Genomic DNA, 23618 nt, shown 5'->3' on the forward strand with positions numbered 1-23618 from the left:
GCCTATCACCTGACGGCCCGGGGCGGTTAGAATCGCGGCCTCGTGCTTTATGGAATCAGGCGGACAACAGGGCAGGGGCGACGCGTTGAATCTGGAAACCAAATGGCTGGAAGACTTTGTAGCGTTGAACGCTACCCGCAGCTTTTCTGCCGCCGCTCGTCGTCGACACGTCACTCAGCCTGCCTTTAGTCGACGCATTCGCGCGCTGGAACAGGCCACCGGTGTCATGCTGGTCGACCGCTCTACTACGCCTGTCAGCCTGACCTCGGAAGGCCAGCTCTTTCTGGTAACGGCGCGCAGTCTGGTGGAGCAGCTCAACGAGAGCATCAGTCATCTTCGTGGCCTGAACATTGCCGATGAGGCGCTGGATATCGCGGCGGCGCATTCGCTGGCGCTGGCTTTTTTCCCGCGCTGGATTTCCCGATTGCAGAAGGGGGTCGGGGAGCTGCCAACGCGGCTCATTGCCATGAATGTGGGAGATGCCATCCATGTCCTGCGCGATGGCAACTGTGACCTGATGCTGGCCTATCATGACCCCTACGCCACCATGCAGCTGGACAGCGAAGTCTTTCCGTCCTTTTCCATTGGTCAGGTCTGCATGCTGCCGGTCTGTGTGCCGGATGATCACGGCAAGCCGCTGTTTGACCTAGAAGCCGGCGAGAATATTCCGCATCTGGCCTATACCCAGGGCGCTTTTCTGGGGCGCAGCGTTCGCATGCTTTTGAAAAATGATCCGCTGCGACTGCGGCTGCGTACCATTTATGAAACGGCCATGGCGGAAGGGCTCAAGGGCATGGCGTTGCAGGGGGTGGGCATGGCGTGGATTCCGGATTTCTGCATCCATGAGGAGCTGGCGTCCGGACGGCTGGTGCGCGCCGGAGACGAGAAATGGAACATACCGCTGGATATTCGGCTCTATCGCTGCTCGTTGGTCCACAAGCCCGATGTCGAGCGGCTCTGGCATCAGCTGCAGAAACTACCGCGCGATTTTTTGAAAATGTAGCTTTCAGGAGATGGTTTTCCTGGTTGTCGCGTGTCGCACCCTCGCGTGGCTGTGCCAGGCTCTATGGCAACATCTGCAGCAGGGAGACCACCATGCGATACATGCAGGCGCGAATCACTGGTCACGTACAGGGCGTAGGGTTTCGTCAGGCCACGGTGCAGCGTGCTCGTGAACTGGGCGTCGTGGGATACGCGCGAAACCGTGATGATGGCAGCGTGGAAGTTGGCGTCGCGGGCAGTGACGAGCAGGTAATTGCCCTGGTCGAATGGCTCAAGACGGGGCCGCCTGCCAGTCGGGTCGATCACGTGGCGAGCGAGGCGATAGCACCGCAGTCGTGGTCTGATTTTCAGGTCCGCTGACTTCCAGGTCCGCTGACATGAAACCCGACTCGCCGGAATAAAAAACGCCATGCCCTGTCGGCATGGCGTTTTTGATGCTCACATATGTCATGTATCTACATGAGTCGTGTGGCTACTGACCGTCAGCATGGCGCGCAGCCGCAGACTGATCCAGTGCGGTCACGAAGCTTTCTCCCCAGCGATGAATGTCATTGGTGCTGATCACTCGATGCAGACGCTGCCAGCGCTCCTTGCGCTCTTCCAGCGACATGGAAAGGGCTGCATCCAGCATGTCAGCCATTTCTTCGACATCGAAGGGGTTGCACAGCATGGCGCCATCAAGCTCTTCGGCCGCACCTGCCATGTTGGACAGCAGCAGAACACCCGGATCCTCGGGGTCCTGAGCGGCCACGTACTCCTTGGCGACCAGGTTCATGCCGTCCCGTAGTGGCGTGACCAGCCCGACACGGCTCTGGCGCATGAAGCCCATCAGGGTTTCACGGTCGTAGCCGGTGTTGAGATAGCGCAGGGGCATCCAGTCATAGGTCGAAAAGCGACCGTTGACGTGCCCAGCGACGCGCTCCAGCTCGCGACGCAGGCTGGCATAGCGCTCCACCCCGGTTCTCGACAGCGGAGCGATCTGCAGATAGGTCACGTTGCCATAGCGTGTATGGGTATTTTCCAGTAGCTGCTCGAAGGCCTGAAAGCGCTTGTAGAGCCCCTTGCTGTAGTCGAGACGATCCACCCCGATGATCAGCGGGCCGCCCTGCAGGGAATCCTTCAGCCGCTTGCTGCGAGAGGACTGTTCCCCTTTTTCGGCCATCTCGCGGGCGGTATCCACATCGATCGAGATGGGGAAGACGCCGGTATTGATGCGGCGATGGTCATAAATGACGGTATTGCCTTCCACGATGGCCACGCCACTGCGCTCGACATTCTCGAGGAAATGCCTGAGGTCGGTAGCGGTCTGAAAGCCGATGGTGTCATAGGCGCACAGATGCTCGATCATGCGCTCATGATGCGGCAGGATGCGAAACACTTCCCACGGCGGCACGGGAATGTGAAGGAAAAAGCCGATCGGGTTCTCCACGTTCATCGTGCGCAGATAATGACCGGTCGAAAGCAGCTGGTAGTCATGGACCCAGATGGTGGCGTCACCGTCCTCGGGGATTTGACCGGCGACCTGACGGGCGAACCGCTCGTTGACGTACTGATAGCCGGCATCCTTTTCACGCGAATACTCGACCATGTCCGAGCGGTAGTGGAAAAGAGGCCAGAGTACCTCGTTGGAATAGCCGACGTAGAAAAGCTCGTGCTCCTGCTCTGTCAGCGGGAAGGTCGCAAACTGCACCCCCTCGTTTTCATAGCTTTCAGGCGCATGCTGTTCTGCATCGTCCACCAACTGGCCGTTCCAGCCCATCCAGAGCCCGCGCGTGCGGCTCAGGGCATTCATGACACCTACCGCCAGTCCACCCTGACTGCCACTGTCCTTGTCGGGTGAAGGGACGCGATTGGACACTACGATCAATTGCTTCAAGGTTTCCTCCGTGAAATCTGTGATGCCTTCATGAGTGTTGCAGCCGGTCAATCCACTGATCGAGCCACTCGTGTACGGCGTCAGGATTCTTCAACCGGCTGCCGGCAATGGTGTCGCCCGTACCGACCTTGATCGCCATGCCCTGATGGGCATTGACAGTGCGAAAGCCGTCTTCATCGGTGCGATCGTCGCCGATAAATACCGGGCAGCGCTGCGAAAACGGAGGCACGGTCAGAAAGCGTTCAAGAGCCGTGCCCTTGTCATAGCCACAGCCCTTGATCTCGAATACCAGTTTGCCCTGATGAAGCTCCAGAGCGTCGGGATACTCCTCGATCAGGGCACTCAATTCAGACTTGAGTATGTCACCTGCCTCGGGGTGGTGGCGATAATGCAGGGCAAGGCTGGCGCCCTTGTCTTCCAGATAGAGCGCTTCATCACGACGGACCTGCTCGTTGACGCGCTGGCGGACCGCTTCAAGCGCTTTCTGGTGATGCTCTGCGATGTGGCGCTCTCCCTGACTGTCACGCCACTCGGCACCGTGCTGGCCAGACATGGCAAGCGTTGGCAGCGTCAGATGCCGATCCAGATCATCAATGGCGCGCCCGCTGATGACCGCCACCGCTCCGTCAAGCAGAGTGGTGAGGGTCTGGAGGCGCGTTTTGAGCGCATCATCCACCACAATGTGGTCAGGGTGGTCCACCAGCTCGACCAGCGTGCCATCCAGGTCCAGAAAGAGCGCCCACGATCGATCCTGTCGGGGCAGCGCGGGCGTATCTTCATTGGCTATCGATTTCACCATTACCTCCCTGTCATGGCGTGACGATCAGGCGCTGGGTGATGAGATCAGTGTCTGCTCGATCCAGCTTGAAACGGCCTTGCCATCCACTTTCATGCAGACCTGAACCTTCGGTGTCCGTGACCAGCGGTCGCTGACAAACTCACGCTCTGCCGGCGCAAAGATGGTCTGACCTTCGGCAGTACCTTCTGTCACGACATCCAGATGACCGGTAACGGTCTCGAAAAGCTCGGGATGGACCAGCCACGCCACGGCGCAGCTGTCGTGCGGACAGCAGCCGTCAAGACCGATGGCACTGCGATAGAAGTCTGCATAGAAGTCATAGCTCTGCGACAGCACTTTGCCCAGTGCGCCCTGGCCTTCTGCGATTCGCGCCATGCTGTCCGGGGTAATGACCGTCTCCAGCGTGACATCAAGACCGACCATCACCAGCGGCCATCCCGCCGTCAGTACGCGTTTGGCGGCGTGCGGATCCGAGAAGATATTGGCTTCGGCCAGCGGCGTTACATTGCCACCACGCGCTGCCGAGCCGCCCATGATGACCACCTGTTTGACGCGGTTGACGACGTCCGGATCAAGTGCAATGGCCATGGCCAGATTGCCCAGCGGCCCGACGGCCACCAGCGTGATTTCACCCGGCCGCTCGCGTGTCTTTTCGACGATGAACTGGGCAGCGCTGAGCTCATGCGCCTTGCCGGCAGGCGTGTGGAGTGTCTGGTTACCCAGTCCATCGGCACCGTGAATATGCGCTGGTACCGGATAGGGCGTTTTGACCAGCGGGTAATCGGCACCCTGAGCGACAGGAATGTTCTGACCGGCCAGCTCTGTCAGCAGCAGGGCGTTGCGGGTTGCGGTCTCGACACGGACATTGCCGAAGGTGGTGGTCAGACCCAGCACCTCAATGTCGGGGTGAGCCATGATCAGGGCGATGGCCTGCGCATCATCCACGCCGGGGTCTGTATCAAAGATGATGGTATGTGTCATGAGCGTCTCCAGATTTGTAGCTCAGGAAAATGAACGCGTTATCAGCGGTGTCATTTCTTTAAGTCGCTGAAAATAATGTAATGCAAGTCTGACATAAGTGTCATGTTCATGCGTAGCCGGCACTCGTGTGTAAAACCGGTAACGCAAAAAGCCCGCCTGGGGCGGGCCTTGTACGGCAGAGATCCTGAAATATCAGCGATGCAGCAGGCCGCGTGCGATCAAGGGCGCAAACACGATGCGATACAGGCCGCGGGTCAATCCATAGAGTCTTTCGATATACAGCGGCTGCAGCCAGAGCATCATGATCGAGGCCAGACCGGCAACAATGACCGCGCCCAGCATGTCCAGCGGAAAATGAACGCCCAGATAAATGCGCGACCACGCGACGGGGCAGGCAAGAATGGCCATCACCAGCCCGATTTTTCGCAGTGTTGGACGCAGGAGAAAGCTGAAGGCAACGGTCGAGATGATCGTCATGTGGTTGCTTGGGAAAGAAGGGGTCGGTGCGTGCGAAATCAGCGTATGGCCCAGCGGCATCATGAAGGGCCGCGGATGATACCAGAGCAATGAACCGATCAGATTGTTGATCAGCAGAGCGCCTGCGGTAGCCAGCAGAGCGGTCAGCATCATCTTGTGGTGATGCTCATCCTTGCTGAGCCAGCCCGCAATCATGACCAGAGGCACGCAGAAGATGGCATATTGCGCCATGACGATGGCAAACCAGACCACCAGAGGGTTGCTCTGCGGCGGGGCATTCATGATCAGAAAAAGGTGTTGATTGAGTGCTTCCATGCGCTTGTCACATACCTGCAGATAAATGAAGAGCCTGTATCTGCCAGTATCAGGCCCTTTTAGACCAAAGGATTATGCAGAGTACGACATGACATCGACGTTTATTTTCTCAGTCATCGCGTAACGTGACGTAATTTTATTTTATACCGTTATCTTTACTGTAAAAACTGCCAGATCTAAAATTTTTAGTTTTTCAGAAAGTTGCGAATATTATTTGCTGTCAGTTCCACGATGTTCTGTCGTGCCTCGGGCGATATCCAGGCACTATGCGGCGTCACAATCAGGTTCAGCGTGCCGGAACTCAAGGCGTCGATCAGCTCATGCCCCTTGCGCGGAGGCTCCTCCGGCAGGACATCAACCCCCAGTCCGCCCAGACGCTGGGCCTTCAGTGCCTCAAGAGCAGCGTGCTCGTCGATCAGGCTGCCACGCCCACAGTTGATCAGAAGCGCGTGAGGTTGCATCAGCGACAGGGCATCATGATCGATAAGGTGATGAGTATCAGACGTCAGGGGGCAGTGCATCGAGATGACATCTGCCTGCGGTAGCAGTGAGGCAAGGCTCGGGCGCGTATCGTCGCTGGCCCCTGCTCGGGCACAAAAGCTCACCTGCATGCCAAAAGCTCGAGCCAGTTCGGCGACAGCACTGCCCAGCTCACCGCTGCCTGCGATGACCAGATGCTTGCCGGACAGCTGCATGGTGGGATGTGCCTGCAGGCAGAAAAAGGGCGCTTTTTCCCATTGATGGCTGGCGACGTCGTGCTGATAAAGCGGAAGTCGATTGGCCAGGGTCAGCATCATCATCAGCGTATGCTGGGCCACGCTTTGTGTGCCATAGGCGGAGACATTCGCTACGGTGATGCCGCGTGCACGGGCACTCTGCATATCGATGTTATTGGCCCCGGTCGCCGTGACCGCAATCATTTCAAGCTCGGGCAGTGCGGCCATGATGGCACCGTCAATGACGACCTTGTTGGTAATGGCAATGGTGGCCCCTTCAAGGCGCTCGGCCACGTCATCATGCTGCGTCGTCCCCCAGCGCTCAAGCTGGTCGACCAGACCGGAAATGGACGAAAGGTCGATATCACTTCCCAGTGTATCGCTGTCAAGAATTACTGCTTTCATGGCTGTGCACTCCTTGCCCATCATGCTGCCTGCCGCGCTATAATGCGCAGCTTGTATGAAGCCATATCGTCGTGTCACCGGGGTGATGCGTCAACAAGACATCGGGAATCATGTCTGCCATCCGATGGCCATTGTTTCCCGGCAGGAGCAGGTTGCCTGAAGGCGCCTGCAGTAACATCAAATATCGGGTATGAAAGACCATGCCGATTTATGAATATGAGTGTCGGGCCTGCGGTACGCGCCTTGAGAAGATTCAAAAGATCAGTGCGGCGCCTCTGGTGGAATGTCCGGCCTGTCATGAGAACGGACTCGAGCGTCTGATCTCGGCAGCAGGGTTCAGGCTTTCGGGAGGCGGCTGGTACGAGACCGACTTCAAGAGCTCTGGTCGTCGTAATCTTGCCGGTGACAGCAAGTCAGACAAGGGCGGCGCGTCCGACAGTTGACGTGGCCCTGGGGGATCGCCCCGTGCCGGGAAGTCCTTTTGATATCCGGCATTAAAACAGCTCAGGTATTACATCAAGCGTTACAACACAGGATTAAAGATGCGCAGTCATTATTGCGGCCAGCTAAACGAAAGCCTTGTCGATCAGGAAGTCACACTCTGCGGTTGGGTTCACCGCCGCCGCGATCATGGTGGGGTGATTTTCCTCGACATGCGTGATCGTGAAGGCGTTGCACAGGTAGTGGTTGATCCGGATACGCCGGATGCCTTTGCCAGTGCCGACCGTGCCCGCAGCGAGTATGTACTGCGTATTACCGGTCGTATTCGCATGCGTCCGGAAGGCACCCAGAACGCCAATATGCCGACCGGTCTGATTGAAGTACTGGCCACACAGGTCGAGGTGCTCAACACCGCCGTGACACCGCCTTTCCAGCTCGATGAGCACGGCAAGGTCGGCGAGGATGTCCGTCTCAAGCATCGCTACATTGATCTGCGCCGCCCGGAGATGATTGATCGTCTGCGATTGCGCTCGCGCATTACGCACAGCGTTCGCGCTTATCTGGAAGACAACGGTTTTCTGGATATCGAAACGCCCATTCTGACCCGTGCCACGCCTGAAGGGGCGCGTGATTATCTCGTACCCAGCCGTACGCATTCCGGCGAGTTCTTTGCACTGCCCCAGTCTCCTCAGCTTTTCAAGCAGCTGCTGATGGTGGCCGGATTTGATCGCTATTATCAGATCGCCAAGTGCTTCCGTGACGAGGATCTCCGTGCCGATCGCCAGCCGGAGTTCACCCAGATCGATATCGAGGCTTCCTTCGTCGAGGAAAACGATGTCATGGGCATCACCGAAGAGATGATTCGTCGTCTCTTTACAGAAGTCCTTGATGTATCGCTGCCGCAGTTCCCGCGCATGACCTGGCATGACGCCATGCGTCGCTACGGTTCCGACAAGCCGGATCTGCGTATCCCGCTGGAATTCGTGGATGTCGATGACCTGATGAAGGATGTTGATTTCAAGGTTTTCTCGGGCCCGGCCAATGCCGACGATGGTCGCGTTGCCGTACTCAGGGTGCCGGGTGGCGCGAAGCTCTCGCGCAAGGAAATCGACGAGTACACCAGCTTCGTCGGTATCTATGGCGCTCGCGGACTGGCCTGGATCAAGGTCAACGATCGTTCGAAGGGCATCGAGGGGCTCCAGTCCCCCATCGTCAAGTTCATGGAAGGCGTGATCGAAACGCTACTGGACCGTGCCGGGGCTGAAGATGGCGATATCCTCTTCTTTGGTGCCGACCGCGCGAAGGTCGTGAACGAAGCACTGGGAGCACTGCGCGTTAAACTGGGCGGCGATCTTGATCTCTATACCCGGGCCTGGGCGCCGCTGTGGGTGGTTGATTTCCCCATGTTCGAGCGTGATGACAATGGTCGTCTGGCGGCGCTGCACCATCCGTTCACGGCACCGGCCTGTGATCCGGAAGCGCTCAAGCAGAATCCGGAAAATGCGCTTTCCCGTGCCTATGACATGGTGCTCAACGGCACCGAGCTGGGCGGTGGTTCGATTCGTATCCACGACCAGCAGATGCAGCGTCAGGTCTTTGAAGCGCTGGGTATCAGTGATGAGGAAGCCCGCGAGAAGTTTGGCTTTTTGCTTGACGGTCTGGCTCATGGCGCACCACCGCATGGTGGACTGGCCTTCGGGCTCGACCGCCTGGTCATGCTCATGACCGGCGGACGTACCATTCGTGATGTGATCGCCTTCCCCAAGACGCAGAGTGCGGCCTGTCTGATGACCGATGCGCCGGGTACGGTCAGCAACGAACAGCTCAAGGAGCTGCACATCCGCCTGCGTCAGAAAGCGTCCGATAACACAACGGCCTGATTGGCAGGCGAACGGAAACGAACCGTTTCTGTCGTCGCCTTTCTGGAGTGTTAGAGTTAATACGGGTGTGCCTTGCACACCCGTATTTTTGTATGACGTCATTGCATCGGCAATGGCAGGCGGGTAAGGAGATGCGCTATGGCCGGACACAGTAAATGGGCCAACATCAGACATCGAAAGGCGGCTCAGGACGCGAAAAAGGGCAAAATTTTTACGCGTCTGATTCGCGAGCTGACCGTGGCAGCACGCCAGGGCGGCAGTGTGCCCGAGGATAATCCGCGTCTACGGGCTGCGATCGACAAGGCGCTGTCCAGCAATATGACGCGCGATACCGTCGAGCGCGCCATTGCCCGCGGCGTTGGTCACAGCGACAGCGATGCCATGGAAGAGCTGGTGTATGAGGGCTATGGCCCCGATGGTGTAGCCATTCTGGTGGAGTGCATGAGCGACAACCGCAATCGCACCGTTTCCGAAGTACGCGCTGCCTTCAACAAGCATGGCGGCAACCTTGGTACGAGCGGCTCGGTCGCCTTTCTCTTCCATAAGCAGGGGCGAATCGCTCTGGCGCCTGGCGTGCAAGAAGAGCGCGTGATCGAGGCCACCATGGAGGCCGGTGCAGAGGATGTTCAGCCCCGGGAGGATGGTACGCTCGAGGTGGTCACTACCCCCGATGAGTTTGGCCCGGTTCGCGATGCCCTCGACCAGGCCGACATCGAGGTAACACGTGGCGAAGTGGGCATGTTCCCGGACAGCTACTCAAGCATTGATGATGTCGAGACTGCCCGACGAGTAGTGGCGCTGTTCGATCGGCTCGAGGATCTGGATGACGTCCAAAACGTCTATTCCAACGTCGATTTTGAGTCTCATGTGCTGGAGGCTCTCGAGGAAGCATCATGATGCCGGATGCAATGACGGACATGTTCCAATGATGCTGCTGGGTATTGACCCGGGTTCACGGCGCACCGGCTTTGGTGTTATCGACATCTCCACGCCCACGCCGCGCTATGTTGCCAGCGGCTGTATCAGAATCGAGGCCGCAACGCTTGCCCAGAAACTGGCTCAGGTCTATGCCGGCGTAGCAGAAGTCATCGCTCAACATGCGCCTGCCGAGATGGCCATCGAACAGGTGTTTCTGTCCAAGAATGCCGATTCTGCCCTGAAACTGGGGCAGGCGCGCGGTACCGCCATTGTCTGCGCTGCCAATCACGGACTGGACGTTCACGAGTATGCCGCCCGACGTATCAAGCAGGTGGTGACGGGTAATGGCGGGGCAGACAAGACGCAGGTACAGCATATGGTACAGTCAACGCTCAGGCTGTCAGGGCTGCCCCAGGAAGATGCTGCAGACGCTCTGGCCATCGCGCTGACCCATTTTTTTGCCTGTCGTGGCGGGCTGAGCCTGCCGTCGCGATCACGCTCCACAGGACAGCGCTCGTCAAGCTGGCGCCACTATCGGCCCTGATACGGTCTCTGGATAGTGGTGTGTTCAAGAGCCATGTACTTTTTTTCGTTTATTGTTTCTGCCTGGATATACAACGCATGATAGGTCGCCTGCACGGTCAACTGCTTGAAAAGAAACCGCCCCTGATCGTGATCGACGTTCATGGCGTGGGCTATGAGCTTGAAGCGTCCATGAACACACTCCTGGCGCTACCGGCGCCGGGCGAAACGGTTCGGCTTTATACGCACCTGAGCGTTCGTGAGGATGCCCATCTGCTGTATGGCTTCATTGATGAGGCCGAGCGTCGTCTTTTTCGTGAGCTGATTCGGATCTCGGGCGTTGGGCCTCGCCTGGCACTGGCCATTCTCTCCGGCATGGAGCGACAGCAGTTCATGAAAAGCGTGATGGAAGATGACACCAAAACGCTGACTCGCCTGCCGGGCGTGGGCAAGAAGACCGCCGAGCGCCTGATCATCGAAATGCGGGATCGCTTCAGGCACTGGCCCGAATTCGAACAGCTGGAGCAGGGCGTTGAAGAGGCCGAGCTGCCACTGGAGAGCGACAATCACGCCGACGCCGAGGCGGCATTAATCGCGCTTGGATACAAACCGACCGAAGCCACCCGAATGCTGTCGGGGCTGGACACAACGCTTTCGACCGAAGCATTGATCAAGATGGCGCTTTCCGACCGACTCGTCGGCAGTGAAACGCGCAGCGGGAAAGGCAGGGCATCATGATAGAAACTGATCGGCTTATTGCCGGCGCCGAACGCCCTGAAGAAGAACGGGTGGATCATGCGATTCGTCCGCGCATGCTCGATGACTATATCGGGCAGGCAGCGGTGCGTGAACAGCTCGATATCTTCATCACGGCTGCTCGCCAGCGCGAGGACAGCCTTGATCACACGCTGATCTTTGGCCCTCCAGGGCTTGGCAAGACCACGCTGGCGCACATTATCGCCAGCGAAATGGGCGTTGACATCAAGTCTACCTCCGGACCCGTGCTCGAAAAGGCCGGTGATCTTGCTGCCATGCTGACCAATCTTCAGCCGGGCGATGTTCTCTTTATTGACGAGATTCATCGTCTCTCTTCTGCGGTTGAAGAAGTGCTCTATCCAGCGATGGAGGACTTTCAGCTCGACATCATGATCGGCGAAGGGCCAGCGGCACGCTCCATCAAGCTGGATCTGCCCAGATTCACTCTGGTGGGCGCAACAACCAGAGCCGGGCTTTTGACGGCGCCACTGCGCGATCGTTTCGGCATCGTGCAGCGTCTCGAGTTTTACAACATTACCGATCTGACGCACATCGTGAATCGCAGTGCCCGTCTCATGGGGTTTGAAGCCGATGACGACGGTGCCATCGAGGTGGCGCGTCGCTCCAGGGGGACTCCGCGTATCGCTAATCGGTTGTTGCGACGTGTCCGCGATTTTGCCCAGGTTCGTGGCGATGGCCGATTGACTGCCGAGGTTGCCGACAAGGCGCTCAATATGCTCCACGTGGACCGTCATGGGCTTGATCACATGGATCGTCGACTGCTTCTGGCCATGATCGAAAAGTTTGGCGGCGGACCGGTCGGCGTGGAGAGTCTGGCGGCGGCCATCAGCGAGGAGCGTGACACCATCGAAGATGTCCTTGAACCCTATCTGATTCAGCAGGGTTTCATGCTGCGCACGGCCCGCGGTCGTATGGTGACGCGGCTGGCCTATCTGCACTTTGATCTTTCACCCACGGATGATATTCCGGATGAGGGTGATGGCTCAGCGACAGCGGAGCCCTGAGCGTCATGACCTCTCTTGATCTACGCGTCTACATCGAGGATACCGATGCCGGGGGCATCGTCTATCACGCCAACTATCTCAACTATCTTGAACGCGGCCGTACCGAATGGCTGCGTGACAAGGGTTTTGATCAGCATTCGCTTTTTGAGCGAAACATTGCACTGGTCGTTCGACGCCTGGAGTGCCAGTATCGCCTCCCGGCGCGGCTGGATGACTACGTGACGGTCGAAACCCGGGCAGGCGCACCGCGGCAGTACACTGTGGCCTTTGAACAACAGATCATGCGACATGGAAAACTTCTTTTTCGCGGCATGGTCGATATTGCCTGTATCGATGCAACAGGTTACAAACCGGCTCGTTGGCCCGAAGATCTGCTTTCGGCCATGACGCTTGATTCTCAGAACGCCTGAAGGGGTTTTTCGTGAACGATTCTTCCATGTCGGTCATTTCGCTGTTTTTCCACGCTGGTCTGGTTGTTCAGCTGATCATGCTGATACTGCTTGCAGCCTCTGTCGTGTCATGGGTGCTGATCTTTCAGCGCGCCTTTGCCCTCAAACGTGATGCTCGGGAACTGGACGAGTTCGAATCCCACTTCTGGTCGGGCGTGGACCTCAATGAACTGTACCGGGAAGTGCCCTCCGATAACCCGCAGGGCGCGGCCCACATCTTTCGGGCAGGGTTTCGTGAGTTCAATCGACTGCTTCCCAAGTCGCGCAGTCACAACGCCGTACTTGAAGGTGTCGAGCGCTCCATGCGGGTGTCTGTCTCGCGCGAGGAAGAGCGTCTGACAGCGCATCTGGCTGTACTGGCCATCATCAGCTCGTCTGCCGTCTATGTCGGTCTTTTTGGTACGGTCTGGGGAATACTGGGTACCTTTCAGGCGCTGGGCGGTGCTCAACAGGTGTCTCTGGGTACCATCGCTCCGGCCATTGCCGAGGCGCTGGTCGCTACGGCCATGGGCCTTTTTGCCGCAATTCCTGCCAACATTGGCTACAACCGCCTGACGCACAAGGCTGACAAGCTGATGGTACGCATGGAGAATTTCGCTGAAGAATTCCATGCCTTCCTGCATCGTAATCTGCAAAACCGCAGCGCTGGCGAGAACACCTGAGGAGCATTTCATGCAGGGATCCTATCGACGCAACCGGCGCAAAAAGCTCTCCAGCGAGATGAACGTTGTACCGTTCATCGACGTCATGCTCGTGCTGCTGGTCATCTTTATTATTGCGGCGCCCACCATCAATCAGGGAATCGATGTCGACCTGCCCCAGATCAGTTCCGAGCCGGTGCAAAGCGATAACGAGCCACTGGTCGTGACGGTCAATCGTGAGGGCGAGTATTACATCAGCCTGGGCGATGAGCAGCAGAGCAAATCACTCGATGACATCAGCAGTCAGGTCATGGCGGTGCTCAATCGCAACCCTGGTACCCCCGTCATGGTGCGCGGCGATCGCAACGTCTCCTATGGTCAGGTCGTCACACTGATGGGCACGCTGCAAAATGCAGGTGTCCCCAATGTGGGACTGATTTCCGATCCACCGCCCGGCGACCAGCAGTAGGGAGAGACAATGGCCAGACACGATCGCCGTGCAGGCTATGCATTGCCTACCGTGCTTGCGGTCCTGCTGCACGTGGGGGTTATCGGGCTGATGGCCTTTCGCTGGCCGCAGAGCGATCCCGTTGAGACCTCCAATGCCGTTGTGCAGGCCGAACTGATTTCGATGGAAACGGCTACAGATCAGGCGCAGCAGGCTACCGAGGCACAGCCACGAGCCCAGCAGGGACCCGACCGTGAGCAGCCCGAGCCTGAAGCCACGCAGGATGACGCGGCTGAAGAGACGGCGCGCCAGCAGGCCGATGCCGCCGAACAGGCCCGTCAGGAGAGAGAGCAGGCTGCTCGCGAAGCGCAGCAGGCTGCACAGCGTCGCGCCGAGCAGGCAAAGGAAGTCGCTGCCCAGCAGGCTCAGGAGCAGCAGGCACGAGAAGCCGCTGAAGCAAAGCAGAAAGCCGAATCCGAGGCCAAACAGAAGGCAGAAGCCGAAGCCAAACAGAAGGCAGAAGCCGAGGCCAAACAGAAGGCAGAAGCCGAGGCCAAACGCAAGGCAGAAGCCGAAGCCAAACAGAAGGCAGAAGCCGAAGCCAAACAGAAGGCAGAAGCCGAAGCCAAACAGAAGGCAGAAGCCGAAGCCAAACAGAAGGCAGAAGCCGAAGCCAAACAGAAGGCAGAAGCCGAAGCCAAACGTAAGGCAGAAGCCGAAGCTAAACGTAAGGCAGAAGCCGAAGCCAAACGTAAGGCAGAAGCCGAAGCTAAACGTAAGGCAGAAGCCGAAGCTAAACGTAAGGCAGAAGCCGAGGCGGCAGCCAAAAAGAAAGCCGAGGCAGAAGCCGCCGCCAAAAAGAAAGCAGAAGCGGACCGGAAGCGCGCAGCAGAAGCGGCAGCTGCGGCCAGCCAGAATGCCTTTGGTGATGAAATCACCAACGAAGCAGAATCCATCGCCAATGCGCGTCAGGCGCAGCAAGCCTCCAATGGATTCATGAATCTGGTGCGCCGCGCCGTCGAACAGAGCTGGTCACGTCCGCCCAATGCATCCCCGGGGCTGGTCACGATCGTCAGGGTACAGCTTTTGCCGACGGGAGAGCTTCTGTCTGCCAATGTTTCCAGCAGCAGCGGTGATCCGGGGTTTGATCGCTCCGCAGTTCAGGCGGTAGAAAGGGCAGCTCCATTTACTGAAATGAGCAAACTGCCCCCCGAAGCACGGCAGAACTTTAGAAGCTTTAATCTGCGCTTTAATCCCGAAGATGTACGCTAGAAAAACGGGATTGAACCAGGCAGTGCAAGGATGTGGTCGATAGAGTACCTGTCTTGATGGCAGGTCGCTAAAATCAAGGATTGTTAAACCCCGAGGGTGTGCTGATGAAAAGACTAATGGCACTGGCCGGTTTCATGATGCTCATGATGACCAGCTTGATGGCACAGGCAGCAGGGGATCTCACCATCGAGATCACCCGTGGTAACGACAACGCAATCCCGATTGCGGTGGTGCCCTTTCGTGGCGAAGGTGTCAGCCCTTCCGAGGACATCGGCAAGATTGTGGCCGACGATCTCGAGCACAGTGGACAATTTGCACCGCTGGCGCCACAGGATCTGATTTCCCGGCCCGCCAGTGGAGACAACATCAATTATGGTGATTGGCGCCGGGTCAGGGCCAACTATCTTGTTGTCGGACGCGTCGAATCCTCGGGTAACGGCTACAAGATCAGCTATGAGCTGCACGACGTGGCCGGACAGCGTCGCGAACTCGGAGAAGTCGTGACCTCAAGCGAGGATCAACTGCGCTCTCGTGCGCACTATATTGCCGATCAGATCTTTGAAGAAATTACCGGCATTCGTGGCGCTTTCCAGACGCGTGTTGCCTATGTCACCGCCAATGGTGTCGATCCCAATATCAGTTATGCCCTGTATGTTGCTGATCAGGATGGTCATCGGCCACAACAGATTCTATCGTCCGATCAGCCCATTCTATCGCCGGCCTGGTCGCCAGATGGTCAAAAGCTGGCCTATGTTTCCTTTGAATCAGGCCGACCTTCCATCTATGTTCAACAGCTGTCCAGCGGACGTCGCGTCCAGTTGACATCCTTCAAGGGCATCAATGGCGCACCAGCATGGTCGCCGGATGGCCGTAAGCTTGCCATGTCGCTTTCAAAGGATGGCAACCCGGAAATCTATGTCATGGATGTCGCTTCGCGCTCCCTGACGCGCCTGACCAACTCCAGCTCTATTAATACCGAGCCGGACTGGAGTCATGACGGTCGATCAATCCTGTTTACATCCGATCGTAGTGGTCAGCCGCAGCTTTATCAGATGGATGCCAGCGGTGGAAATGCAAAACGCATGACGTTTACCGGCAATTACAATGCCGGTGGCCTGTATGGCCCCGACAATAAATTCATCTTCATGACCACTCGTACAGACCGTGGTTTTCAGGTGGCAAAGCAGGATTTGTCGTCAGGTCGTGTGACAATATTAACCAATACTTATCATGATGAGGCGCCGGCAGTTGCGCCCAATGGTACAATGGTGGTATATGCCACTCAGCAGGGAGCACGTGGTGTGCTTGGTGCTGTTTCGGCCGATGGAAGAGCTTCTTTTGTAATACCTTCACCAAGGGGTGAAGTTCGAGAACCTTCCTGGTCGCCGTTTTTGAATTAAACGACTAGAATGAATTTCGTCATTCTTTAATAAGAGCAAGGAGATCATCATGCAGTTTTCTTCCTACGCCAAGACTCTGGCGGCCGCACTCTCTCTGGCTGTTGTTGCTGGCTGTTCCAGCGGCGGCGGTACACAGGATGGCGACCAGCAGAATGCCGGCATGAACAGCGGTTCTTCCACTCAGGGCATGAGCAGCAGCTCTGGTGCTTCCGGTCAGGGCACCGGTCAGCAGGCACAAATGCCGAGTGAAAATCGCGTCTACTTCGATTTCGACAGCGACAGCATCCGTCCGCAGTACGAATCCATGCTGAACCAGCATGCTCAGTACCTGCAGCGTAATTCCAGCACCAATATCGTACTGGAAGGCCACACCGATCCGCGTGGTACTCGTGAATATAACCTGGGCCTTGGCGAGCGTCGTGCCAACGCCGTACGTCAATACCTGACCATTCAGGGCGTACCTGCTTCACAGATCGAAGTTGTCAGCTATGGCGAAGAGCGCCCGGCAGCGTCCGGCAACTCTGAACAGGCCTATGCTCAGGATCGTCGCGTCGTTATCGACTACTGATCCCGGAGTAAGTAATGAAACACAGTCTTGTTCGACTGTGCGGCGCGGGAGCCCTGGTGCTCCCGCTGTCCGTTTGGGCATCCGCACAAACAGATTCCTTTTATAACCAGGCCACCACAAATTCCGGTACCGGCACGCTGCAGATATTCAATCGTCTGCAAAGCCAGGAGCAGGATATCAACCAGCTCCGTGGGCAGATTGAAGAGCTCCGTCATCAATTGGAGCAGCAGACACGGCTGTCTCAGCAGCGCTATCTGGACCTTGAAGAACGTCTTGGCAACGCGCAGGGAAATAGTGCGCAGGGCAGTAGCAGCGATGATGGTGCTTCGGCTGGCAATGACCCCATCAATCAGGCCGCTTCCGGTGGTGGTCAGTCATCGTCAGGGGGAGAGGCCGCTTCTTCTTCCAATGATGCTCAGGGTGCCTATCAAGCCGCGTTTTCACATGTGCAAAAACGTGAGTTCGACCAGGCCATCTCTGCTTTTGAAACCTTTAATCGTGACTATCCGCAGTCCGGTCTGAATGGCAATGCCTGGTACTGGCTCGGTGAGCTTTATTCTGCCAAATCACAGCTGGACAAATCGGCCACCGCGTTTGGAAAAGTCATCAGTGACTATCCTCAAAGCAACAAGGTGCCTGATGCCATGTACAAGCTGGGTCTTGTCTATGCTCGTCAGGGTAAAAGCTCTGAAAGCCAGAGCATGCTGAAAAAGGTCGTCAGCGAGCATTCAGACAGCGATGCTGCCGGGCTTGCACGTGAATTTATGCAAAAAACCAGCGGTTGATGATGTCAGTCGGAATTCGCGGGCAGTTCGTGGATGACGAAATGCCCGCTGCTTGCCATGAAAATTCCGGTGATTTAGCCAAGCGTTGAACTGCAGGCGTTGTGCTGCAGTAATACTTCGCAGAGCTCTTCGGGCGTTTCGTAAAATTGGCTGGCAGGCCATGCATCAGGGTTGTCCTGTTGACGTAAATAGCCATATTTCACCGCAATAGCTGTCATGCCGGCGTTGTTGGCCGCTTGGATGTCGCGCAAATGATCGCCGATATACCAGCAATCCTCTGGGGTCACATTCAAGCGCCTTGCGGCTTCAAGTAGTGGAGCAGGATCCGGTTTTTTGACCGGAAGGTCATCAGCACACAGCAGTACATCCGGCGTTATTTTCAGCGCTTCAAGCAGCGAAACCGCATATGCTCTGGGCTTGTTGGTCACAATGCCCCATGGTCGCTTGATCGCGCGATAGTAAGTCAGTACCTCCGAAAATCCCCCAAAAAGACAGCTTTCTTCAGCAACGTTGTTACCGTAGTACTCAAGCAGGCTGTCTCGAGCTTGATCGTGACCCTGTGCGCCCTTTTCCAGCCCCAGCGCCAGAGTGACCAGTGCGCTCCCGCCGTGGGACACTTCACGTCGAATGTCTTCATAGGGCAGCGGATCAAGCCCGCGCTCCCTTCGAAGTGCATTGGCAGCGCGTGCCAGATCCGGCGCCGTATCAACGAGAGTGCCATCCAGATCGAACAATACGGCCCTGGGAATATCCGCATCCCAACTCATGAATGGCCCACACGAGTATGCATGAAATAATTGACGTCCAGATCACTATCAGAGAGGCGGTAACGGCGCGTGACAGGGTTATAAATCATGCCGGTGATATCGCGAACATCAAGATCGGCCTGACGCGCCCAGCGTGCGAGTTCGGAAGGGCGTATAAATCGCTGATAGCTGTGCGTACCACGAGGAAGAAGGTTCAGGATATATTCGGCGCCGACTATGGCCATTGCCCATGATTTGGGGTTGCGATTGATTGTGGAAAAAAAGACATGGCCACCGGGCCTGGCCAGACGAGCACAGGCCTTGATGACACTGCCCGGGTCAGGAACATGCTCAAGCATTTCAAAACATACCACCACATCAAAGCTGCCTGGCTGCTGTGCCGCCATGTCTTCTGCACTGATGCATTGATAATCCACTTCAACACCGCTTTGCTGCTGATGAAGACGTGCAACGGAAAGCGGTGCCTCACCCAGATCGATGCCAGTAACCTCGGCGCCACGATGCGCCATGGCCTCGCTTAAAATGCCACCCCCACAGCCAACATCGATAACGCGATGCCCAGTCAGGCCGGCTCGCTGATCGATGTAATCAAGACGCAGGGGATTGATGTCGTGAAGCGGCTTGCATTCACCATCACGATCCCACCAGCGACTGGCCAGATCATCAAACTTGGCAATTTCACCCGGGTCAACGTTGGAATGATGTTTTTCGCTCATCAAAGAGCTCCTGTAAACAGTGGGGCAATGTGGGCTGCCATCATATCGTTTGTATTGTATAGGGTCTGCGCGGTTCATGAACCCGCAGCGATTTTATCGCTGCAACCTGTTGGCAGTGCACAGGGGAAAAAGGTGAAGTGGACAGACACTCAGGCGTTTGACGTGAATGTATTCAATAAAGTGCTATAAATTCTGTACTGCGATGTCAGACGCGATAGTGGGCAGGCTTCAAATTTAGCCCATCTGCGCGAAGGCGTTATGGATGAAGTTGAAAAGTGCAAGATAAGACAATTTTTGTGGCTCAGCCAAAAGGGCTTGTAGAATCGGTTTAACCTATCGATGTTGATCAACGGTATGGCAAATCGAAAACATGTCTTTTTTTATACCGTTATTCTTCATCCAAAATGAAAAACGTGGCATCTGAATGTTCGTTTGCAACAAAATGAAACATTTCGCCGCGGATATGAAAGCCAGGGTCCGGTATTTTATGTGGCCATTACCATGCATGTGGCATTTCGAAGCAATGTCGTCGGTTCAGGCAAGATTTTAAGCCACCGGTCGGTCACGATGGCGTCATGGCCAGCATGTACCTGTCATGATCACATGCATTTCTTATATTGGATGAAAAAGGGAAGAAAGAATGATTCGTAAAGCAGTATTACCTGTCGCCGGTTTTGGCACGCGTTGTCTCCCCGCTTCAAAAGCGATCCCCAAGGAGATGATCACGATTGTCGACAAACCGGTCATTCAATATGTCGTTCAGGAAGCAGTAAAAGCCGGCATCAAGGAAATTGTGCTGGTCACTCACTCTTCAAAATCAGCGATTGAAAACCACTTCGACAAGCATTTCGAGCTTGAGACCCAGCTGGAAGCAAAAGGCAAGCAGGAGCTGCTGAACGAGCTGCGCAATATTATCCCTGACGATGTTTCCATTATCAGCGTTCGCCAGCCGGAAGCTCTTGGTCTTGGTCACGCTATTCTCTGCGCTCGTCCTGTCATTGGCGACAGCGAACCCTTCGCCGTGCTGCTGCCGGATGTGCTGGTTGATGACGAGGGCATGACGCGCAACGATCTGGGTGGCATGATTGATGCTCACGAGCAGACCGGCGCTGCTCAGATCATGGTACAGAATGTTCCGGCCGAAGTGGCCTACAAGTACGGCATCGTGGCGCTTGAAGGTGATACCCCGGAAGCCGGCAAGAGTGAAAAGATTACCGGTATGGTAGAAAAGCCCGAAGCCGGTACGGAGCCATCGACTCTGGCCGTGATCGGTCGTTATCTGCTGCCGGGCAGCATTTTCCCGGTACTGGCTGAAACGCGTCCAGGCGCAGGTAACGAAATCCAGCTGACCGACGCCATCGATACCTTGCGTGGCAAGCAGGATGTTGCCGCCTATCGTATGGAAGGTGAAACTTTCGACTGCGGTCATCAGCTTGGTTATCTGGAAGCGACACTGTCGTTTGCCCGTCGTCATCCCAAATATGGCGAAGGATTCCGCGAGCTGCTGAAGCGCTATCAAAGCGAGGCATAATCATGCAGGTGGTAGTGCATGGAAGCGAACTGAGTGCAGCAACGGCAGCCGCTGCACTTTCAATGGTGGGTCACCAGGTCTACTGGTGGCCCCATCCTGCTCAGCCATGGAATGTTCTGGCCGAAACGGACTGGATCAGAAACGAACCGGGACTTTATCACCAGCTGTCCCAGAGTATCGATAATGGCTCACTGACACTGTGCGAAAGCTCAAAATCGTTGCCCAGCGCCAGTGTTTACTGGCTGGCCGTATCGGCGGATCAGCGTAATGATGCTGACCAGTGGGTCGAGCAGACGCTCGGTCGCGAGCCGCACGATTTTGTACTGGTCAACAACAGTACCTTTCCGATTGGTCATACGGAAGTGCTTGAATCGCTGCTTCGCAAGGAGCGCCAGATTGCGGTTGCACTGCCTGATATGCTTGAAGAAGGGCGTGCCATGGCCACCTTCACGCGTCCCGACAGCTGGATCCTGGGTAGCGAGGATGAGTGGGCTACCCGTCAGATCGGCGAGCTTCTCAGGGCTTTCAACCGTCGTGAGAACAATGTTCGTCTGATGCCAAGGCGGGCAGCCGAGCTGACCAAGCTTGCCGTGATCGGTATGCTGGCCACGCGCGTCAGCTACATGAATGAACTCGCCAGCCTGGCCGACAGTCTGGACGTGGACATCGAGCTGGTACGTCAGGCGATGGGATCCGATCGCCGTATCGGCCGCGAGTATCTCTATCCAGGATGTGGTTTTGGTGGCCCCAGCTTTGCTCGCAATCTTTACCGTCTCTCGAATATCAGAGCTCGTGAAGGTCAGCACAATGGTCTAATCGAGCATGTGGTACAGGTCAACGAGCAAAAGCAGGAAGAGCTCTTTCGCAAGCTCTGGCAGTATTACGATGGCGACCTGAAAGGGCGCACGGTTGCCGTATGGGGCGCCGCCTTCAAACCAGGCACCGCACGCATCGCGCATGCCCCGGTTCTTCGTTTACTGGATGCCCTGTGGGCACAGGGCGTGCATGTCAGGCTGCATGATCCTGCCGCGCTGCCGGCCATTGAGCATTACTATGGTCAGCATCCTCTTCTGACGCTGTCAGGAACTGCGCAGTCAGCCTGTGAAAACGTTGACGCGCTGCTGCTGGTAACGGAGTGGAAAGAGTACTGGAATCCCGACTGGCGACGTCTGTCGACGCTGATGACAACGCCGCTGATTCTTGACGGTCGCAACATCTATGATCCGTCATTTGTCGCACAGCACGGTTTTGTCTATCGGGGCATCGGTCGCAGTGCTGACCCTGAGGAGAGCGAAGGCAGGGAAGATCGCTGACGTCTGAAGGCGGTCCGGTATCGAGATGCCACTATGGCATGTCATGTCGGAGCGCCTTTTTGCTCCGTACTGTCAAACTTCCCATGAGGGGCGCAGGTTGCGTCTGCCCTGTGAGGTGGCCACAGCATCTTCAAGACACTGCTCGACAAACGACCAGTTGATAATCCCCCAGAGCTTTTGAAGATACTTGCGTCGATCGCTGCCGAAGTCGACATACCAGGCATGCTCCCACATATCGACGGCCAGCAACGGCGACAGTTTTCTCAATAGCGGAGAGCCGGCATCCACGGCATTGTGAATGTCCAGCCGGCCCTGCGGCGTATAGACAAGCCATGTCCATCCCCCCATGAAGTGCGCCATGGCGCTGGCTGTGAAAGCCTGCTGGAACGCCTCGATACTTCCCCAACGCTCTGATATGGCATGCTCAAGGGATTGCCCCATGGGGCTGTGCCAAGGGGTCAGACACTGCCAGAAGAAAGTGTGGTTCCATGCCTGGCAGGCGCAGGCCTGAGCTTCACCGCGCCCGGTGGCCATAATATGTTCAAGCGATTGAGGTGCCTGGTCACTGCCTTCCAGCAGCGTATTCAGGCGCTTGACGTAGCTCGCATGAACACCTTCGTGATGCATGCGCAGACTGCGCTCGGAAATTACGGGCGCCAGTGCATCTGCTGCGTAGGGCAGAGAGGGAAGTTCAAGGGCCATGATCACCGTTCCATTCCGACCAGGGAGCCCCTGGTGTTACCGTTCAAACCTGTCTGCCGGATAGCCTGTACTGGCATTTCACGGGCCATGCATCGTAGCATGCATGCAGTGTCATGACCTTGCCGATGAGGGCAGGTCATCTCTCTGGCCGCCATTTTTCTCGAGACTTTCATGCCGCCAAAAGATCATGAAGAGCCCGTCATAGGCGCTGATCGCAATGCTGCGTATTCAACCCGGACAGAATCACGACATGCCCGCACTTATCGAGCCCCGCGCCGGGCGCCGATCTGGCCCGTGTATGTCCTTGTGTTGCTGCTTGCCGCGACCATCGTTGCCATGGGCATTCAGTATTATCAGGACCACAAGCGCTGGAATGCCAGAATATCGGCACTGACAGATCGGGCGCAGCAGGTCAGTACCGACCGTCAGGAGATGACGACCAACCTTGATCACGTCCTCGAAGGTATACGCGATGAGCAGCAGAATCAGCGTTCCGGCATCGAGTCCCTGAAGCAGCAATTCGATCAGCAGGCGAATGGCAACGAACTGGAAGCGCGTCTGAGCCAGCTGGAAGAGGCTGATGCGCTGCGCCAGCAAACCCTTGGGTCACTGCAGCAGTCGCTGGATTCACTGGATGATGTTATCAAGGGGCTTGAAAGCACCTATGGTGCGCGTTTTGAAGATTTGGACAATACTAACGCCGAGCAGGCGAAGCAGCTGCAGCAGATTGATAAAAATAGCGAGCAGCTAAAGTCACTTGCTGACAGTGTGGCCGATCAAAGGAAGACGCTGGACTCGGTTGAAACGCAAGCGAGTGATCTGACGAAACAGATCGAGCGGCTTCAAAAGGCCCAGACAGGTCTTCATGCTACTCTGGAGTCGCTTCAGGATATCCTGAACCCCTGAAGGGTTG

The 23618-nt window shown here is 56.6% G+C and carries 26 protein-coding genes; 18 read left to right on the forward strand and 8 right to left on the reverse strand.

Translation table 11 applies throughout. The features are described from left to right. The first annotated feature begins 85 nt into the window (after positions 1 to 85). Both BM079_RS00570 and yccX read left to right on the forward strand, forming a co-directional pair. Entirely contained in the window at positions 86 to 1003 is a 918-nt protein-coding gene (locus BM079_RS00570; RefSeq protein WP_090129788.1) for a LysR substrate-binding domain-containing protein, read from the forward strand. 92 nt (positions 1004 to 1095) lie between these two features. Continuing rightward, a complete protein-coding gene (gene yccX / locus BM079_RS00575; protein WP_090130737.1) occupies positions 1096 to 1362 on the forward strand; it encodes an acylphosphatase in 267 nt (88 codons plus the stop codon). A 112-nt stretch (positions 1363 to 1474) separates the two neighbouring features. On the opposite strand, the gene BM079_RS00580 is transcribed toward yccX, so the two are convergent. The 5 genes from BM079_RS00580 to BM079_RS00600 form a co-directional block, all read right to left on the reverse strand. Continuing rightward, complete coding sequence (locus BM079_RS00580) at positions 1475 to 2878, reverse strand: alpha,alpha-trehalose-phosphate synthase (UDP-forming) (RefSeq protein WP_090130738.1); 1404 nt, start codon at positions 2876 to 2878, stop codon at positions 1475 to 1477. 28 nt (positions 2879 to 2906) lie between these two features. Further along, on the reverse strand, positions 2907 to 3677 hold the full coding sequence (otsB, locus tag BM079_RS00585; RefSeq protein ID WP_090129791.1) for a trehalose-phosphatase: 771 nt from the start codon (positions 3675 to 3677) through the stop codon (positions 2907 to 2909). Positions 3678 to 3701: 24 nt separating this feature from the next. After that, a complete protein-coding gene (locus BM079_RS00590; protein WP_090129793.1) occupies positions 3702 to 4658 on the reverse strand; it encodes a nucleoside hydrolase in 957 nt (318 codons plus the stop codon). Positions 4659 to 4850: 192 nt separating this feature from the next. Continuing rightward, a complete protein-coding gene (locus tag BM079_RS00595) occupies positions 4851 to 5450 on the reverse strand; it encodes an undecaprenyl-diphosphatase (RefSeq protein WP_090129794.1) in 600 nt (199 codons plus the stop codon). A gap of 185 nt (positions 5451 to 5635) precedes the next feature. Continuing rightward, entirely contained in the window at positions 5636 to 6571 is a 936-nt protein-coding gene (locus tag BM079_RS00600; RefSeq protein ID WP_090129796.1) for a D-2-hydroxyacid dehydrogenase, read from the reverse strand. 200 nt (positions 6572 to 6771) lie between these two features. On the opposite strand from BM079_RS00600, the gene BM079_RS00605 reads away from it, so the two are divergent. From BM079_RS00605 to ybgF, 13 genes are all read left to right on the forward strand, one after another. Then, positions 6772 to 7014 (forward strand): FmdB family zinc ribbon protein, encoded by a 243-nt coding sequence (locus BM079_RS00605; RefSeq protein WP_090129798.1) that lies wholly within the window; start codon positions 6772 to 6774, stop codon positions 7012 to 7014. Positions 7015 to 7113: 99 nt separating this feature from the next. Then, a complete protein-coding gene (aspS, locus tag BM079_RS00610; protein WP_090129801.1) occupies positions 7114 to 8892 on the forward strand; it encodes an aspartate--tRNA ligase in 1779 nt (592 codons plus the stop codon). Between the two features lie 138 nt (positions 8893 to 9030). Beyond that, a complete protein-coding gene (locus tag BM079_RS00615; protein ID WP_090129802.1) occupies positions 9031 to 9789 on the forward strand; it encodes a YebC/PmpR family DNA-binding transcriptional regulator in 759 nt (252 codons plus the stop codon). Positions 9790 to 9817: 28 nt separating this feature from the next. Beyond that, positions 9818 to 10354 (forward strand): crossover junction endodeoxyribonuclease RuvC, encoded by a 537-nt coding sequence (ruvC, locus tag BM079_RS00620; RefSeq protein WP_090129804.1) that lies wholly within the window; start codon positions 9818 to 9820, stop codon positions 10352 to 10354. A 77-nt stretch (positions 10355 to 10431) separates the two neighbouring features. Then, positions 10432 to 11070 (forward strand): Holliday junction branch migration protein RuvA, encoded by a 639-nt coding sequence (gene ruvA, locus BM079_RS00625; protein ID WP_090129806.1) that lies wholly within the window; start codon positions 10432 to 10434, stop codon positions 11068 to 11070. Further along, the gene (ruvB, locus tag BM079_RS00630) at positions 11067 to 12113 is read left to right on the forward strand and encodes a Holliday junction branch migration DNA helicase RuvB (protein WP_090129808.1); all 1047 of its coding nucleotides are present in this window, start codon (positions 11067 to 11069) and stop codon (positions 12111 to 12113) included. The genes ruvA and ruvB overlap by 4 nt, the downstream gene beginning before the upstream one ends. A 5-nt stretch (positions 12114 to 12118) precedes the next feature. Beyond that, positions 12119 to 12523, forward strand: coding sequence for a tol-pal system-associated acyl-CoA thioesterase (gene ybgC / locus BM079_RS00635; protein ID WP_090129810.1), 405 nt, complete (start codon positions 12119 to 12121; stop codon positions 12521 to 12523). A gap of 11 nt (positions 12524 to 12534) precedes the next feature. Further along, entirely contained in the window at positions 12535 to 13224 is a 690-nt protein-coding gene (gene tolQ, locus BM079_RS00640) for a protein TolQ (protein WP_090129812.1), read from the forward strand. Positions 13225 to 13234: 10 nt separating this feature from the next. Next, the gene (tolR, locus tag BM079_RS00645; RefSeq protein WP_090129814.1) at positions 13235 to 13672 is read left to right on the forward strand and encodes a protein TolR; all 438 of its coding nucleotides are present in this window, start codon (positions 13235 to 13237) and stop codon (positions 13670 to 13672) included. Between the two features lie 9 nt (positions 13673 to 13681). Next, a complete protein-coding gene (tolA, locus tag BM079_RS00650) occupies positions 13682 to 14923 on the forward strand; it encodes a cell envelope integrity protein TolA (RefSeq protein ID WP_090129816.1) in 1242 nt (413 codons plus the stop codon). 104 nt (positions 14924 to 15027) lie between these two features. Next, the gene (tolB, locus tag BM079_RS00655; RefSeq protein ID WP_090129818.1) at positions 15028 to 16323 is read left to right on the forward strand and encodes a Tol-Pal system beta propeller repeat protein TolB; all 1296 of its coding nucleotides are present in this window, start codon (positions 15028 to 15030) and stop codon (positions 16321 to 16323) included. A 49-nt stretch (positions 16324 to 16372) separates the two neighbouring features. Then, on the forward strand, positions 16373 to 16891 hold the full coding sequence (gene pal / locus BM079_RS00660; protein ID WP_090129820.1) for a peptidoglycan-associated lipoprotein Pal: 519 nt from the start codon (positions 16373 to 16375) through the stop codon (positions 16889 to 16891). Between the two features lie 14 nt (positions 16892 to 16905). After that, positions 16906 to 17676 (forward strand): tol-pal system protein YbgF, encoded by a 771-nt coding sequence (gene ybgF / locus BM079_RS00665; RefSeq protein WP_090129822.1) that lies wholly within the window; start codon positions 16906 to 16908, stop codon positions 17674 to 17676. Between the two features lie 74 nt (positions 17677 to 17750). Here the strand turns inward: ybgF and BM079_RS00670 are convergent, their stop codons facing one another. Together BM079_RS00670 and ubiG are read right to left on the reverse strand one after the other, a co-directional pair. Then, positions 17751 to 18443, reverse strand: coding sequence for an HAD family hydrolase (locus BM079_RS00670; protein WP_090129824.1), 693 nt, complete (start codon positions 18441 to 18443; stop codon positions 17751 to 17753). Continuing rightward, positions 18440 to 19159, reverse strand: coding sequence for a bifunctional 2-polyprenyl-6-hydroxyphenol methylase/3-demethylubiquinol 3-O-methyltransferase UbiG (gene ubiG / locus BM079_RS00675; RefSeq protein ID WP_090129826.1), 720 nt, complete (start codon positions 19157 to 19159; stop codon positions 18440 to 18442). The genes BM079_RS00670 and ubiG overlap by 4 nt, the downstream gene beginning before the upstream one ends. Before the next feature lie 640 nt (positions 19160 to 19799). Between ubiG and galU the strand changes: the two genes are divergently transcribed. Together galU and BM079_RS00685 are read left to right on the forward strand one after the other, a co-directional pair. Continuing rightward, complete coding sequence (gene galU / locus BM079_RS00680) at positions 19800 to 20690, forward strand: UTP--glucose-1-phosphate uridylyltransferase GalU (RefSeq protein ID WP_090129828.1); 891 nt, start codon at positions 19800 to 19802, stop codon at positions 20688 to 20690. A 2-nt stretch (positions 20691 to 20692) separates the two neighbouring features. Beyond that, positions 20693 to 22003, forward strand: a complete 1311-nt coding sequence (locus tag BM079_RS00685; RefSeq protein WP_090129830.1) for a nucleotide sugar dehydrogenase — start codon at positions 20693 to 20695, stop codon at positions 22001 to 22003. A gap of 72 nt (positions 22004 to 22075) precedes the next feature. Here BM079_RS00685 and BM079_RS00690 read toward each other — a convergent pair whose 3' ends face one another. Continuing rightward, entirely contained in the window at positions 22076 to 22705 is a 630-nt protein-coding gene (locus tag BM079_RS00690; protein WP_090129832.1) for a superoxide dismutase, read from the reverse strand. A gap of 306 nt (positions 22706 to 23011) precedes the next feature. On the opposite strand from BM079_RS00690, the gene BM079_RS00695 reads away from it, so the two are divergent. After that, positions 23012 to 23611, forward strand: coding sequence for a hypothetical protein (locus BM079_RS00695; RefSeq protein ID WP_139215229.1), 600 nt, complete (start codon positions 23012 to 23014; stop codon positions 23609 to 23611). Positions 23612 to 23618 lie beyond the last annotated feature (7 nt).

Source organism: Kushneria avicenniae (assembly GCF_900112585.1).
GTDB classification, from domain to species: domain Bacteria; phylum Pseudomonadota; class Gammaproteobacteria; order Pseudomonadales; family Halomonadaceae; genus Kushneria; species Kushneria avicenniae.

What these genes read in the sequence shown, in the direction of transcription:
- yccX (WP_090130737.1), top strand. Translation starts at nt 1,096, where the DNA reads ATGCGATACATGCAGGCGCGAATCACTGGTCACGTACAGGGCGTAGGG.
- otsB (WP_090129791.1), bottom strand. Translation starts at nt 3,677, where the DNA reads ATGGTGAAATCGATAGCCAATGAAGATACGCCCGCGCTGCCCCGACAG.
- BM079_RS00590 (WP_090129793.1), bottom strand. Translation starts at nt 4,658, where the DNA reads ATGACACATACCATCATCTTTGATACAGACCCCGGCGTGGATGATGCG.
- BM079_RS00595 (WP_090129794.1), bottom strand. Translation starts at nt 5,450, where the DNA reads ATGGAAGCACTCAATCAACACCTTTTTCTGATCATGAATGCCCCGCCG.
- BM079_RS00600 (WP_090129796.1), bottom strand. Translation starts at nt 6,571, where the DNA reads ATGAAAGCAGTAATTCTTGACAGCGATACACTGGGAAGTGATATCGAC.
- BM079_RS00605 (WP_090129798.1), top strand. Translation starts at nt 6,772, where the DNA reads ATGCCGATTTATGAATATGAGTGTCGGGCCTGCGGTACGCGCCTTGAG.
- aspS (WP_090129801.1), top strand. Translation starts at nt 7,114, where the DNA reads ATGCGCAGTCATTATTGCGGCCAGCTAAACGAAAGCCTTGTCGATCAG.
- BM079_RS00615 (WP_090129802.1), top strand. Translation starts at nt 9,031, where the DNA reads ATGGCCGGACACAGTAAATGGGCCAACATCAGACATCGAAAGGCGGCT.
- ruvC (WP_090129804.1), top strand. Translation starts at nt 9,818, where the DNA reads ATGATGCTGCTGGGTATTGACCCGGGTTCACGGCGCACCGGCTTTGGT.
- ruvA (WP_090129806.1), top strand. Translation starts at nt 10,432, where the DNA reads ATGATAGGTCGCCTGCACGGTCAACTGCTTGAAAAGAAACCGCCCCTG.
- ruvB (WP_090129808.1), top strand. Translation starts at nt 11,067, where the DNA reads ATGATAGAAACTGATCGGCTTATTGCCGGCGCCGAACGCCCTGAAGAA.
- ybgC (WP_090129810.1), top strand. Translation starts at nt 12,119, where the DNA reads ATGACCTCTCTTGATCTACGCGTCTACATCGAGGATACCGATGCCGGG.
- tolR (WP_090129814.1), top strand. Translation starts at nt 13,235, where the DNA reads ATGCAGGGATCCTATCGACGCAACCGGCGCAAAAAGCTCTCCAGCGAG.
- tolA (WP_090129816.1), top strand. Translation starts at nt 13,682, where the DNA reads ATGGCCAGACACGATCGCCGTGCAGGCTATGCATTGCCTACCGTGCTT.
- tolB (WP_090129818.1), top strand. Translation starts at nt 15,028, where the DNA reads ATGAAAAGACTAATGGCACTGGCCGGTTTCATGATGCTCATGATGACC.
- pal (WP_090129820.1), top strand. Translation starts at nt 16,373, where the DNA reads ATGCAGTTTTCTTCCTACGCCAAGACTCTGGCGGCCGCACTCTCTCTG.
- ybgF (WP_090129822.1), top strand. Translation starts at nt 16,906, where the DNA reads ATGAAACACAGTCTTGTTCGACTGTGCGGCGCGGGAGCCCTGGTGCTC.
- BM079_RS00670 (WP_090129824.1), bottom strand. Translation starts at nt 18,443, where the DNA reads ATGAGTTGGGATGCGGATATTCCCAGGGCCGTATTGTTCGATCTGGAT.
- ubiG (WP_090129826.1), bottom strand. Translation starts at nt 19,159, where the DNA reads ATGAGCGAAAAACATCATTCCAACGTTGACCCGGGTGAAATTGCCAAG.
- galU (WP_090129828.1), top strand. Translation starts at nt 19,800, where the DNA reads ATGATTCGTAAAGCAGTATTACCTGTCGCCGGTTTTGGCACGCGTTGT.
- BM079_RS00685 (WP_090129830.1), top strand. Translation starts at nt 20,693, where the DNA reads ATGCAGGTGGTAGTGCATGGAAGCGAACTGAGTGCAGCAACGGCAGCC.
- BM079_RS00690 (WP_090129832.1), bottom strand. Translation starts at nt 22,705, where the DNA reads ATGGCCCTTGAACTTCCCTCTCTGCCCTACGCAGCAGATGCACTGGCG.